Raw genomic sequence first — 12,841 nt, forward strand, 5'->3', positions numbered from 1 at the left:
TCACCATGGCATGGACCCAAGACCAGATGGCTGCGCGCGCAGCCCAGGAGCTGCAGGACGGCTTCTACGTGAACCTCGGCATCGGCATTCCGACGCTGGTGGCCAACCATGTACCGGACGACAAGGAAGTCTGGCTGCAGAGCGAAAACGGCATGCTGGGCATCGGCCCGTTCCCGACGGAAGATGAAGTAAACGCCGACCTGATCAACGCCGGCAAGCAGACCGTGACCACCATCAAGGGCTCGTCCATTTTTGGCAGCGACCAGTCCTTCGCCATGATCCGTGGCGGCAAGATCAACCTGTCCATTCTGGGCGCCATGCAGGTGACCGCCAAGGGTGACCTGGCCAACTGGATGATTCCGGGCAAGATGGTCAAGGGCATGGGCGGCGCGATGGACCTGGTGGCCGGCGTGAAGCGCGTGATCGTGCTGATGGAACACGTGGCCAATAAGAAGGACGGCACCACCGACATGAAGATCCTGCCCGAGTGCACGTTGCCGCTGACAGGCGTGGGCGTGGTGGACATGATCATCACCGACCTGGGCGTGTTTGACGTGACGCCCGAAGGCCTGAAAGTGCTGGAACTGGCACCGGAAGTGACTTTCGAGGAAGTGCAATCGAAGACGGGTGTGCCGCTGATCCAGTAAGCACTGGCATGCGCATTTGAACCACCGCCTGCAGCCTTGGCCGCAGGCGGTTTTTGTTTGTCGTTACATTTAGAAGAAAACAATCACCTTATTAAGTTCAATTGAATTCATTTTTTCTGGCGTTTCGTGCATCATGCATGAACCCGCTCGACACTACTGCGGCAGGCCCTATTTCCCTTATCTATTGAACCAGGAGCGCCACCATGCAAGACGACAACAAGCCCCGCTGTCCCGTCACTCACCTGACCACCGATTTCGGTGCGCCGGTGCCCAGCAACCGCAACAGCCTGACCGCCGGCGCGCGTGGTCCGCTGCTGGCGCAGGACGTCTGGCTGCAGGAAAAGCTGGCCAACTTCGTGCGTGAGGTGATCCCGGAGCGCCGCATGCACGCCAAGGGCTCGGGTGCCTTCGGTACCTTTACCGTGACCAAGGACATCACGAAGTACACTCGCGCTGCCATCTTCAGCGAAGTTGGCAAGAAGACCGAGATGTTTGCCCGCTTCACCACCGTGGCCGGCGAGCGCGGTGCGGCCGATGCCGAGCGCGATATCCGTGGCTTTGCCCTGAAGTTCTACACCGAAGAGGGCAACTGGGACATGGTGGGCAACAACACGCCGGTGTTCTTCATCCGTGACCCGCGCCAGTTCCCCGACCTGAACAAGGCGGTCAAGCGCGATCCGCGTACCAATATGCGCTCTGCCACCAACAACTGGGACTGGTGGACGCTCAACCCGGAAGCGCTACACCAGGTCACCATCGTGATGAGCGACCGCGGCATTCCGGCCAGCTACCGCCACATGCACGGCTTCAGTTCGCACACCTACAGCTTCTGGAACAAGGACGGCGAGCGCTTCTGGGTCAAGATGCATTTCCGCACCCAGCAGGGCATCAAGAACCTGACCGATGCCGAAGCCGCCGAACTGGTGGGCCAGGACCGTGAAAGCCATCAGAAGGACCTGTACGAGGCGATCGAGCGTGGCGAGTTCCCGAAGTGGACCATGTACGTGCAGATCATGCCCGAGGCCGATGCCGAGAAGTACCCGCTGCACCCGTTCGACCTGACCAAGGTCTGGTACAAGGGCGACTATCCGCTGATCGAAGTGGGCGAGTTCGAGCTTAACCGCAACCCGGAAAACTTCTTTGCCGACGTCGAGCAGAGCGCGTTTGCCCCGGGCAACCTGGTGCCCGGCATTGGTGCCAGCCCGGACCGCATGCTGCAGTCTCGCCTGTTCAACTACGCCGATGCACAGCGCTACCGCCTGGGCACCAACTACCAGCAGATTCCGGTCAACGCCGCGCGCTGCCCGGTGCACAGCAACCACCGCGACGGTATCGGCCGTGTGGATGGCAACTACGGCGGCCTGCCGCACTACGAGCCGAACAGCTTCGGCCAGTGGCAGGCACAGCCCGAGTTCGAGGAGCCGCCGCTGAAGATCACTGGTGACGCCAAGCACTGGAGCTTCCACGAGGACGACAGCAACTACTTCGAGCAGCCGCGCAAGCTGTTCCAGCTGATGACGCCCGAGCAGCAGGAAGTGCTGTTTGGCAACACCGCCCGTGCCATGGGCGATGCGCCGGAATTCGTCAAGTTCCGCCACATCCGCAACTGCAACGCGGCCGATCCGGCCTACGGCGCTGGTGTCGCCAAGGCGCTGGGTCTGGACCTGCAGAAGGCCCTGGACTCCAAGAAGGATGACCCGATGTTTGGCAACCCGCTGGTGGCACTGCCGGCCTGATGCCGTAAGATCGGCTTGACGGAGACCACCTCCGTCTGCACCAGCCCCGTCTGCTCCGGCAGGCGGGGCTGGTTTTGTTGATTCCACTGTTTCTCCCTGCAATTCCCTGCAAGACTGCCCCGAATGCAAGAACTGATCGATCTGCTGCACCAGCACGGCGTGCTGCTGGTTTTCCTGGTCACGCTGGCCTCACGCGTGGGCCTGCCGGTGCCTGCGGCGCCACTGATCGTGGTGGCCGGCGGCCTGGTGGCGGCCGGACGCATGGCGCTGATTGATTTGCTGCTGGTATCGGTACTGGCCAACGTGATCGCCGACTGGGTCTGGTATGCGGCGGGGCGCCACTATGGCAGCCGCATCATGCGTCTGGTGTGCCGGGTGTCGCAGTCGCCGGACAGCTGCGTGCTGGAAAGTGAAGGCATGCTGACGCGCTGGGGCGGCGGCTCGCTGGTGCTGGCCAAGTTCATTCCGGGCGTGTCGCTGGTGGCGCCGCCGATGACGGGTGCGATGCGCATGCCGTTCTGGCAGTTCGTGCTGTACGACGCCGTGGCGGCGCTGGTCTGGACGCTGGCCTACCTGGTGCTGGGTCTGGTGTTCCGCCACCAGATCGAGCAGGTGCTGGCGGCGATGGAGCAGGCCACCTGGCTGGCACTCGGCCTGGTTGGCGTGCTGGTCGTGCTGTTTGGCGGCTATCGCATCTGGCAGCGGCACCGCCTGAAGCAGGTGCAGTCCATCGTGCGCATGGCGCCGGAGGAGCTGATGCAGCGCATGCAGCAGGGCTGGCAGCCGCTGGTGCTGGACGTGCGCTCACGGGAGATGACGGCGCTGGAGCCGGACGGCCTGCCGGGTGCGCAGCGCGTGGACATGGCGCAGCTCCGTACACAAATGAGCGACGAGGAGCGCGAGCGCCCGATCGTGGTGTATTGCAACTGCCCGGGCGATGTGTCGGCGGCGCAGGCGGCACGCCGGCTGCGTGGCCTGGGTTTCCGCCAGGTCTGGCCGCTACTGGGCGGGCTGGATGGCTGGCTGGAAGCTGGCCATGGCGTGCAGCCGGTGTCGGAATATCTGCCGGCGCGCTGCAACAAGGCCGATGTCGTGCTGCAGCGTGGCGTATAAACCCCGGTTTATGCGGAATCTGCTGCAAGAACGGTCAGCATGCGGTAATATCAACGGTTTTCCACAATTGCACCAGGAGTCAGAAATGGGCAACAAGATCGTTACCGAAGCCGATCGCAAGGCTACTCCGCCCCTGCCGGGCGCCCCCCGCATCAAGCAGGGCGACGGCCAGCGTCGCAGCCAGGAGCGCGGCTCCCACATCCGCAACAAGAAGCGCCCCGGCAAGCGTCCGCACCAGGGTTGATGGTGGCGTCGGCCTATCCGGTCGCGCGCACCCACCGGCAAAGGCTACCGCAAGGTAGCCTTTTGTCGTTGTGGGCGGCCGGCATCAGGCCAGGTCGAGTTCGAGGTTGTCGATCAGGCGCGTCTTGCCCAGGCGCGAGGCGGCCAGGATCACCAGCGAGCGGTCATCGGCCGTGGCCGGCTGCAGGTCGTGCTGGCGGCTGATGGCGATGTAGTCGGTCTGCCAGCCATGCTGGTCGAGCAGCTGTTGGGCTTCGGCTGACAGGGCAGGGTAGTCGCGGCGGCCTTGCCGGATCGCATCGGCCAGCTGTTCCAGCGTGCGGCGCAGGCGGATCGCTTCGGCGCGTTCGGCATCGCTCAGGTAGCCGTTGCGCGAGGACAGCGCCAGGCCATCCTCGGCACGCTGCGTGTCCACGCCGAGGATCTCGATCGGCATGTTGAGTTCGCGCACCATGCCTTCGATGACCTTGAGCTGCTGGTAGTCCTTCTTGCCGAACACGGCCAGATCGGGCTGCACCAGGTTGAACAGCTTGGTCACGACGGTGGCGACGCCACGGAAATGGCCGGGACGGAACTCGCCGCAGAGCAGGTTCTGGATCGCTGGCGGTTCGACGAAATACTGCTGCTCGCCTTGCGGGTAGAGCTCCGGCACGGACGGGTGGAACACCGCGTCCACGCCGGCTGCCTGCAGTTTTTCGCAATCGGCCTCGAAGGTGCGCGGGTAGTTGTCCAGGTCCTCGCCGGGGCCGAACTGGATCGGGTTGACGAAGATGGAGACGATCACCTTGCCGCCCACGGCGCGCATGCGCTCGACGGCAGTGTGGCAGAGCTGGATATGGCCGGCGTGCAGGTTGCCCATGGTGGGCACGAAGGCAAGGGTGCCAGCCTGCTTGCGCCAGGCGCGCAGGGCTTCGACAGTGGTCAGGATCTGCATGGAATCAGGAAATTCGGGAAATCAGTAGCTGTGTTCGGGTGCCGGGTAGCTGCCATCACGCACGGCCTGCACGTAGTTGGCAAAGGCTTCGTGGATGGAGCTGGCGTCCTGCATGAAGTTGCGTACGAAGCGCGCCTTGCGGCCCGGGAAGACGTCGAGCATGTCGTGCATCACCAGCACCTGGCCGTCGGTGTCCTTGCCGGCACCAATGCCGATGGTGATGGCCGGGATGCTGCGCGTGACCTCGGCGCCGAGTTCGGCCGGCACCATTTCCATCAGCACCATTTGCGCGCCGGCATCGGACAGGGCGCGTGCGTCCTGAAGCAGGCGTTCGGCCTGGTCGCCACGGCCCTGAACCTTGTAGCCGCCCAGCGTGTGCACCGATTGCGGCGTCAGGCCGATGTGGGCGCAGACCGGGATGCCGCGCGCCACCAGGAATTCGACTGTGGGTGCCATGAAGGCGCCGCCTTCGAGCTTGACCATTTCAGCGCCGGCCTGCATCAGGGCGACAGCGCTGTCAAACGCCTGCTCCTTGCTCTGCTGGTAGCTGCCAAAGGACAGGTCGGACAGCACCAGCGCATCGCCGGCGCCGCGCGCCACGCAGCGCGTGTGGTAGACCATGTCGTCCAGCGTGACCGGCAGGGTGGAGTTGCGGCCCTGGCAGACCATGCCGAGCGAATCGCCGACCAGCAGGATGTCCACGCCGGCGCTGGACATGGCACTGGCGAAGCTGGCGTCATAACAGGTGAGCATGGCCATCTTCTGGCCTTCCTGCTTCATTTTCTGCAGGACGGAAATGGTTTTTTTCATGCAGGGCCTCCTTGGCTGGTGCTGCGAACATTCTCGGACGTGCGCGCATTGTAGGATGCCTGCACCAGAATGGCGCAGATTTGCCCCAGATGGAGGGCATCAGGCCGATTGCAAGGCAGGACTGCGCATCATGTCGATGGTGGCGTGCACCATGGCACGCGCCATGCCGGGCAGGTCGTGGCTGTCAGGTGCGCCGAGCCAGTTGGTGAGCAGGCCGAGAAACGTCGCCATCTGCAGGATGCAGGCCTGTTCCACCTGCAGCGTGGCCGGCAGTTGGCCATGGCGCTGGCCCAGGTGCAGCGCCTGGAGCGTCTGCCGGTGCCAGAGGTACTGGTAGCGCTTCAGGATCAGCGTGATGCCTTCCATGTCGCTGGCGTCTTCGCACTTGAGGTGCAGAATGGACAGGAACTGGCGCTCCGGCCCATCCACCGCCAGCTGTTCGAGGAAGCGGATATAGGTTTCCAGCAGCTCGTCCCAGGCCTGTGGGCTGTCATGCTGCAGCACCTGGTTCATCTCGTCGTGCATGCGGTCCAGGTGACGCTCGCACAAGGCCTCGAACAGGTGTTCCTTGTTGCGGAAGTGCCAGTAGACGGCGCCGCGCGTGACGCCGGCGGCGCGCGCGATCTGGTCCAGCGAGGTACGCGCCACGCCGCGCTGGTTGAATACCGTGATGGCGGCATTCAGCAGGTTTTGCCGCGTGTGTTCAGCTTCTTCCTTGGTTCTTCTCACGGCGATTCCTCAGGCTGGGAAAGACATATAAAATGGCGGGGCTTCAGTTTTTTGCGATACTTTGCGCTTGTCCCGATGCCGTCAATATACATACATTCTTGAATGTATGTTGGATCTGTCAGCGGAATGTCCTGTTGCGCCACGCCGATATCGGCTGGTCGCAGGAACATAAAATGTCCGCACGGCCCGGCACGGGCCTGTCCTTGACCAGTGGCTGCTGCATGCAGCCGCTTTGCCGTTGTCTTTCAGAGCCTTGCGCCGCGTGGCGCCCATACAACCCGATTCCAAGATCCAAAGGGAGAACCGCATGATGTCTTTCCATCCCAACCAGCGCGTGCGCGGCATGGCGCTGGCCGCTGCCGTGGCAGCTGCGCTCAGCCTGACCGCCTGTGGCGACAAGCAGGAGGGCGCAGGTGGTCCCGCGGGCGCGGCACAGAACCAACCGCCCACAGTGGGCGTGATCACGGTGCAGCCGAGCACCGTGCTGCAGACGGTGGAATTGCCGGGTCGTCTGGAATCGATGCGCGTGGCTGAAGTGCGTGCGCGTGTGGATGGCGTGGTACAGCGGGTCTACTTTGCCGAAGGCAGTGACGTGCGTGCCGGCCAGCCGCTGTTCCAGATCGACAACGCACCGTATGCGGCCGCGTTGCAAAGCGCCAGGGCCAGCCTGGCACGTGCCCAGGCCAACCTGAGCCAGACCAGCTCCACGGTGAAGCGCTATCGTCCGCTGGTGGCGGCCAATGCCATCAGCAAGCAGGAATTCGATAACGCCGTGGCCGCGGAGCAGGCGGCCCGTGCCGAGGTGCTGGCCGGCCAGGCGGCGGTGCGCAGCGCCCAGATCAATGTCGGTTATGCGCGCGTGACGGCGCCGATCTCCGGCCGTATCGGCCGCAGCTACCCGACCGAAGGTGCGCTGGTGCGTGCCGCCGAAGGCACGCTGCTGGCCACCATCCAGCAGCTGGATACGCTGAAGGTCAACTTCACCCAGTCGGCGACCGAGATCATGAAGCTGCGCCGCTCCTTCAGCGAAGGCACCGCCGGTGGCGTGACCAATCCGGAAGTGAAGGTGATCCTGGAAGATGGCAGCGTCTACGCGCACAACGGCCGCCTGATGTTTGCCGATGTCAGCGTCGATGAGAGTACCGGCCAGGTGACGCTGCGCGCCGAAGTGCCCAACCCCGAGCGCCTGCTGTTCCCGGGCCTGTACGTGCGCGTGCAGCTGGAACAGGCGCGCTTCGAGCATGCGCTGCTGGTGCCGCAACAGGCGGTGACGCGCAACAGCCAGGGCGATACCGTGCTGGTGGTGGCTGCTGACGGCAGCTTTGCCCCGCGTCCGGTACAGGTTGGCCCGAGCCAGGGCAGCAACTGGATCATTACCGGCGGCCTGAATGCCGGTGACCAGGTGATCGTCGATGGCGTGATGAAGCTGCGCCCGGGCGTGACCAAGGTGAATGCCGTGCCGTATACCGAGAAGAGCGGGCCGGGTGCGGCTCCGGCTGCTGCCGCATCCGGCGCTGCGCCGGCCGCCTCTGGCGCTTCTGCAGCGCCGGCCGCCACTGCAGCCAGCCAGCCCGCCTCTGCCGCATCGGCCAACTAAGGAGCGCTCTCCATGCCCAAGTTTTTTATCGAGCGTCCGATTTTCGCGTGGGTGATCGCGATTTTCGTGATGCTGGCGGGAATCGTGTCGATCACGCAACTGCCGATCTCGCAGTACCCCTCGGTGGCACCGCCCACCATCCGTGTGAGCGCGACCTATCCGGGTGCCACGGCGCAGACGCTGGACGAGAACGTGCTCGCCGTGATCGAGCGCGAAATGAACGGTGCCGAAGGCCTGATGTACACTGAGTACACGGCCCAGTCCAACGGCCGTGGCGAGCTGAACGTCACCTTCGAGCCGGGCACTGACCCGAACCTGGCCCAGGTGGACGTACAGAACCGCCTGGCGCGCGTCGAGCCCAAGCTGCCGGCGGTGGTCAAGCAGATTGGCGTACGCGTCGACAAGGCAAGCTCCAACTTCCTGATGATCCTGGCGTTCCAGTCGACCTCGGAGAGCGTGACGCGTGACGACGTGGCCGACTACGTGAACCGCAACGTGCTGCCGGAAGTGCAGCGTATCGAGGGCGTGGGTAGCGCCCAGCTGTTTGCCTCCGGCCGGGCGCTGCGCGTCTGGACCGATCCGGGCAAGCTGCAGGGCTACGGCCTGTCGATGCAGGACGTGAGCAACGCGATCCAGAGCCAGAACATCCAGATTTCCGGTGGTGACCTGGCTGGTCTGCCGGCGACGCCGGGCCAGACCATGACCGCCACCATCGTGGTGCCGGGCCAGATCACGAACGCCGACGAACTGGCGAACATGGTGCTGCGCGCCAATCCGGATGGCTCGACCGTGCGCATGAAGGATGTCGGCCGCGTCGAAGTGGGTATCGAGACCTACAGCTTCTCTTCCAACATGAACGGCAAGCCGTCGGTGGCGATCGGCGTGCAGCTGACCTCGTCGGGCAACGCGCTGGCGACGGCGACAGCGGTGCGCGAACGCATGGCCGAGATGCAGCCGTTCTTACCGCAAGGCGTGGAGTGGAAAATTCCGTATGACACCTCGACTTTCGTCAAGATCTCCATCCAGAAGGTGGTGATGACGCTGCTGGAGGCGATTGGCCTGGTGTTCCTGGTGATGTTCATCTTCCTGCAGAACTTCCGCTACACGCTGATCCCGACCATCGTGGTGCCCGTGGCGCTGCTCGGCACCTTTGCCGTGATGCTGGCTGCCGGCTTCTCGATCAACATCCTGAGCATGTTTGCCATGGTGCTGGTGATCGGTATCGTGGTGGACGACGCCATCGTGGTGGTGGAGAACGTGGAGCGCATCATGGCCGAAGAGGGCTTGCCGCCCATGCAGGCCACGATCAAGGCGATGAGCCAGATTTCCGGCGCTGTGGTCGGTATTACCGTGGTACTGGTGTCGGTGTTCATTCCGCTGGCCTTCTTCAGCGGCGCGACCGGCAACATCTACCGCCAGTTCTCCATCGTGATGGCGGTATCGATCGCGTTCTCGGGCTTCTTTGCGCTGACGCTGACGCCGGCCCTGTGCGGCACCATGCTCAAGCCGATTCCCAAGGGCCATGGCTATGCGCCCAAGACCGGCCTGTTCGGTCCCTTCTTCAACTGGTTCAACCGCAACTTCCGCAAGACCACCAAGGTCTATGAATCGGGCTTGCTGCGCGTGGTGCGCAAGATTGGTGCCTCGGTTGGCGTTTATGTGGCGGTGATTGCCTGCGTGGCACTGCTGTTCATGCGCCTGCCGACCTCCTTCCTGCCGGTGGAAGACCAGGGCGTGGTGATCCTGAACACGCAGCTGCCGCCCGGCGCGACCCAGGAGCGTACGCAGGCCGTGATGGCCCAGGCGGGCGAGTTCGTGATGCAGCAGCCGGAAGTGAGCGACCTGGTGTCGATCCAGGGCTTCAGCTTCTCCGGAGAGGGCCAGAACATGGCGCTGGCGTTTGCCACGCTGAAGGACTGGGGCGAGCGCTCCGGCAAGGGTGAAGATGCGATGTCGCTGTCGGGTCGCATTACAGGCGCGCTGAGCGCGGTGCGCGATGGCTTCATGATTGCCGTGACGCCGCCGGCGATTCCCGAACTGGGCTCGTCGAACGGTTTCGTGTTCCGTCTGCAGGACCGTGCCGCGCTGGGCCATGATGCCCTGCTGCAGGCGCGCAACCAGCTGCTCGGCATGGCCGCACAAAACCCGATGCTGGCCGGTGTGCGCCCTGAAGGCGTGGAAGACGCACCGCAGTGGCAGCTGACGATTGACCGCGACGCTGCCTACGCCCAGGGCGTGAGCGTGGACTCGATTGCCAGCACGTTGTCCTCGTCGCTGGGTTCCAGCTACGTGAATGACTTCCCGAACAAGGGTTTCCTGTCGCGCATCACGATCCAGGCCGATGCTGCCATGCGCATGTCCACCGACGACGTGCTGCGCCTGACGGTGCCGAACAACCGGGGTGAACTGGTGCCGCTGTCCAACCTGGTGAATGCCGAGTGGATTACCGGTCCGATGCAGGTGACGCGCTACAACGGCTATCCGGCGATGAAGATCACCGGCATGGCGGCACCGGGCTACAGCTCGGGCGATGCCATGGCCGAAATGGAAAAGATGGCCGGCCAGCTGCAGCAGGGTATCGGCTTTGAATGGACCGGCCAGTCGCTGGACGAGCAGAAGGCCGGTTCCTCCTCGATGATCCTGTATGCCTTCTCGATCCTGGCGGTGTTCCTGTGCCTGGCAGCGCTGTACGAGAGCTGGACGATCCCGCTGTCGGTGATTCTGGTGGTGCCGCTGGGCGTGCTGGGTACGCTGTTCGGTGTCTGGATGCGTGGCATGCCGAACGACATCTACTTCCAGGTCGGCCTGATCACGGTGATTGGCCTGTCAGCGAAGAACGCGATTCTGATCGTGGAATTCGCCAAGGATCTGGAGGCGTCTGGCAAGAACGTGGTGCAATCGGCCCTGGTGGCGGCGCGCCTGCGCTTCCGCCCGATCCTGATGACCTCGCTGGCCTTTATCCTGGGCGTGGTGCCGCTGTACTTTGCTTCCGGCGCCAGCTCCGCCAGCCAGCGTGCCATTGGCACGGGCGTGGTCTGGGGCATGCTGATCGGTACCTTCCTGTCGATCTTCCTGGTGCCGATCTTCTTCATCGTGGTGCGCAAGCTGTTCAAGGACACATCGCGCAGCGAAACGCTGACGGCGAAGAAGCTGCACACCGTGGGTGAAGCTGAAATCCAGCGCGTGCATGCCCTGGAGGAAGCCTGGACGGCCTCCCATTCCGTCTCCAGGGACAATCCGAACAAGAAGGGTGATTCGCATGACTAAGCTGACTTTCCCCGCGCTGCGCAGCAGCGCCCTGGCCGGCGCGGCCGCCCTGGCCCTGGCTGGCTGCAGCCTGGCGCCGACCTACGAGCGTCCGGCGGCACCGGTGCCGCAGACGATCCAGGGCGCGGCCAGCGCTAACGCCGCGGCGATTGACCAGACCCCGGCTGCCGATGTCGGCTGGCAGAACTACTACGCCGACCCGCGCCTGAAGGCACTGATCGGCATCGCGCTGGAAAACAACCGCGACCTGCGCGTGGCGGCGATGAATATCGAGGCAGCGCGCGCGCAGTATGGCCTGCAGCGAGCCGATCTGCTGCCTGGCGTGGGTGCCGGTGCGGAAATGAACCGCTCGCGCACCTCGGCGGATGTATCGCCGACCGGCGCGGCGGTGACTGGCAGCGTTTACGGCGGCATGCTCACCATCCCGAGCTACGAGCTGGACTTCTTCGGTCGCGTGCGTAACCTGACCTCGTCGGCGCTGAGCAACTACCTGGGCACGCGTGAAGCGCGCGATTCCGCGCATATCGCGCTGGTGGCCGAAGTGGCGCGTGCCTACGTGGCACAGCAGGCGGCGAGCGAGCAGATGCGCATCTCCAACCTGGCGCTGAAGTCGCGCGAGAAGACCTACGAGCTGGCCCAACTGCGCTTCCGTGCTGGCGTCACCTCGGCGATCGACCTGCGCCAGAACGAGACGCTGATCGAGGCCGCCAAGGCCGATTACGCCATGCAGACGCGCTTGCGCGAGCAGGCCGGCAATGCGCTGGCGCTGCTGATCGGCCAGCCGGTTCCGGCCAACCTGCCCAAGGCACTGCCGCTGGGCCAGCAGGTAGCGCGCAATGCGCTGCCGGTCGGTCTGGCGTCCGAGGTGCTGCTGCGCCGACCGGACATCCGCCAGAGCGAGTACCAGCTACTGGCCGCCAACGCCAACATCGGTGCGGCGCGTGCCGCGTTCTTCCCGCGCATCACGCTGACTGGCAATATCGGTGGCGTCAGCCGCGAGGTGGACAACCTGTTTGATGGCCCGAACCGCGCCTGGAGCTTCCTGCCGCAGATCTACCTGCCGATCTTCGACTGGGGCCGCAACCAGTCGAACCTGGATCTGGCCGAGGCACGCAAGCATATCTCCGTGTCACAGTACGAAAAGTCGATCCAGAACGCCTTCCGCGAAGTGGCCGATGGCCTGGTGGCACGCAGCACGCTGGCCGACCAGCTGGCCTCGCAACAGCGCAGCTACCGTGCCGAATCCGAGCGCCTGCGCCTGGTGACGATGCGCTACGAGAACGGCATTTCCAGCTCGCTGGACCTGCTGGACGCACAGCGCCAGAGCTATGCCCAGCAGCAGCAGCTGGTCAACGTGCAGCAGCAGGTGATGAACAACCGCATCGACCTGTACAAGGTGCTGGGTGGCGGCCTGCTGGAGCAGACCGGCGTGCCGTCGAGCACGGCCACCGGTGGCTCGGTGCCGGTAGCGGCACCGGCCGGCAGCAGCGCCAACTGATGCATTCCTGATCCATTTCCGGAGCAGCCAGCCCTGTCAGCAATGACAGGGCTTTTTTGTGTGCGGCGCAGTATAAATCAGCCATGTCATTGATTTGCCTGAAGATAAAGTGAGCTGCGCTGAGGGCTGGTGTGTGGTTGATAAGCCATGCAACATATCAGGGTGATCCCTAGAAATGCATTTTGACCCACGTCAAATCATTGACGTTGACGTTGACGTTAACGTAATCAAAAATCACGGCACCAGTAGCAGACCGGAACTGCCTGG

General features: G+C 64.0%; 10 protein-coding genes. 7 read left to right on the plus strand and 3 right to left on the minus strand.

What is annotated here, in order from left to right; genetic code table 11:
• Positions 1 to 5 precede the first annotated feature (5 nt).
• The 4 genes from ACI3EV_RS02285 (at position 6) to ACI3EV_RS02300 (ending at position 3,740) form a co-directional block, all read left to right on the plus strand.
• Complete coding sequence (locus tag ACI3EV_RS02285) at positions 6 to 647, plus strand: CoA transferase subunit B (protein WP_337691649.1); 642 nt, start codon at positions 6 to 8, stop codon at positions 645 to 647.
• Between the two features lie 203 nt (positions 648 to 850).
• Positions 851 to 2,383: a catalase gene (locus ACI3EV_RS02290; protein ID WP_337691647.1), complete on the plus strand. Its 1,533-nt coding sequence runs from the start codon at positions 851 to 853 to the stop codon at positions 2,381 to 2,383.
• Positions 2,384 to 2,506: 123 nt separating this feature from the next.
• Entirely contained in the window at positions 2,507 to 3,496 is a 990-nt protein-coding gene (locus ACI3EV_RS02295; protein ID WP_018715398.1) for a DedA family protein/thiosulfate sulfurtransferase GlpE, read from the plus strand.
• Positions 3,497 to 3,581: 85 nt separating this feature from the next.
• Positions 3,582 to 3,740, plus strand: a complete 159-nt coding sequence (locus ACI3EV_RS02300) for a hypothetical protein (protein ID WP_018715397.1) — start codon at positions 3,582 to 3,584, stop codon at positions 3,738 to 3,740.
• A gap of 84 nt (positions 3,741 to 3,824) precedes the next feature.
• Here ACI3EV_RS02300 and panC read toward each other — a convergent pair whose 3' ends face one another.
• The 3 genes from panC to ACI3EV_RS02315 form a co-directional block, all read right to left on the minus strand.
• A complete protein-coding gene (gene panC / locus ACI3EV_RS02305; RefSeq protein WP_337691641.1) occupies positions 3,825 to 4,673 on the minus strand; it encodes a pantoate--beta-alanine ligase in 849 nt (282 codons plus the stop codon).
• A gap of 21 nt (positions 4,674 to 4,694) precedes the next feature.
• Positions 4,695 to 5,483 (minus strand): 3-methyl-2-oxobutanoate hydroxymethyltransferase, encoded by a 789-nt coding sequence (gene panB, locus ACI3EV_RS02310; RefSeq protein ID WP_337691639.1) that lies wholly within the window; start codon positions 5,481 to 5,483, stop codon positions 4,695 to 4,697.
• Between the two features lie 99 nt (positions 5,484 to 5,582).
• On the minus strand, positions 5,583 to 6,212 hold the full coding sequence (locus tag ACI3EV_RS02315) for a TetR family transcriptional regulator (RefSeq protein ID WP_018715394.1): 630 nt from the start codon (positions 6,210 to 6,212) through the stop codon (positions 5,583 to 5,585).
• A 307-nt stretch (positions 6,213 to 6,519) separates the two neighbouring features.
• Here ACI3EV_RS02315 and ACI3EV_RS02320 point away from each other — a divergent pair, with 307 nt between their 5' ends.
• Genes ACI3EV_RS02320 through ACI3EV_RS02330 form a run of 3 tightly spaced genes read left to right on the plus strand, consistent with a single transcriptional unit; the run spans position 6,520 to position 12,574 of the window.
• The gene (locus ACI3EV_RS02320; protein ID WP_018715393.1) at positions 6,520 to 7,809 is read left to right on the plus strand and encodes an efflux RND transporter periplasmic adaptor subunit; all 1,290 of its coding nucleotides are present in this window, start codon (positions 6,520 to 6,522) and stop codon (positions 7,807 to 7,809) included.
• Positions 7,810 to 7,821: 12 nt separating this feature from the next.
• Positions 7,822 to 11,076 carry an efflux RND transporter permease subunit gene (locus tag ACI3EV_RS02325; protein ID WP_337691635.1) on the plus strand — a complete coding sequence of 1,085 codons (3,255 nt, stop codon included), beginning with the start codon at positions 7,822 to 7,824 and terminating at the stop codon, positions 11,074 to 11,076.
• On the plus strand, positions 11,069 to 12,574 hold the full coding sequence (locus tag ACI3EV_RS02330; RefSeq protein ID WP_337691633.1) for an efflux transporter outer membrane subunit: 1,506 nt from the start codon (positions 11,069 to 11,071) through the stop codon (positions 12,572 to 12,574). The genes ACI3EV_RS02325 and ACI3EV_RS02330 overlap by 8 nt, the downstream gene beginning before the upstream one ends.
• The last annotated feature ends 267 nt before the right edge of the window (positions 12,575 to 12,841 follow it).

It is taken from the genome of Allobrachymonas wangyanguii (genome assembly GCF_045055315.1).
GTDB lineage: Bacteria > Pseudomonadota > Gammaproteobacteria > Burkholderiales > Burkholderiaceae_C > Brachymonas > Brachymonas wangyanguii.

What these genes read in the sequence shown, in the direction of transcription:
- ACI3EV_RS02285 (WP_337691649.1), top strand. Translation starts at nt 6, where the DNA reads ATGGCATGGACCCAAGACCAGATGGCTGCGCGCGCAGCCCAGGAGCTG.
- ACI3EV_RS02290 (WP_337691647.1), top strand. Translation starts at nt 851, where the DNA reads ATGCAAGACGACAACAAGCCCCGCTGTCCCGTCACTCACCTGACCACC.
- ACI3EV_RS02295 (WP_018715398.1), top strand. Translation starts at nt 2,507, where the DNA reads ATGCAAGAACTGATCGATCTGCTGCACCAGCACGGCGTGCTGCTGGTT.
- ACI3EV_RS02300 (WP_018715397.1), top strand. Translation starts at nt 3,582, where the DNA reads ATGGGCAACAAGATCGTTACCGAAGCCGATCGCAAGGCTACTCCGCCC.
- panC (WP_337691641.1), bottom strand. Translation starts at nt 4,673, where the DNA reads ATGCAGATCCTGACCACTGTCGAAGCCCTGCGCGCCTGGCGCAAGCAG.
- panB (WP_337691639.1), bottom strand. Translation starts at nt 5,483, where the DNA reads ATGAAAAAAACCATTTCCGTCCTGCAGAAAATGAAGCAGGAAGGCCAG.
- ACI3EV_RS02320 (WP_018715393.1), top strand. Translation starts at nt 6,520, where the DNA reads ATGATGTCTTTCCATCCCAACCAGCGCGTGCGCGGCATGGCGCTGGCC.
- ACI3EV_RS02325 (WP_337691635.1), top strand. Translation starts at nt 7,822, where the DNA reads ATGCCCAAGTTTTTTATCGAGCGTCCGATTTTCGCGTGGGTGATCGCG.
- ACI3EV_RS02330 (WP_337691633.1), top strand. Translation starts at nt 11,069, where the DNA reads ATGACTAAGCTGACTTTCCCCGCGCTGCGCAGCAGCGCCCTGGCCGGC.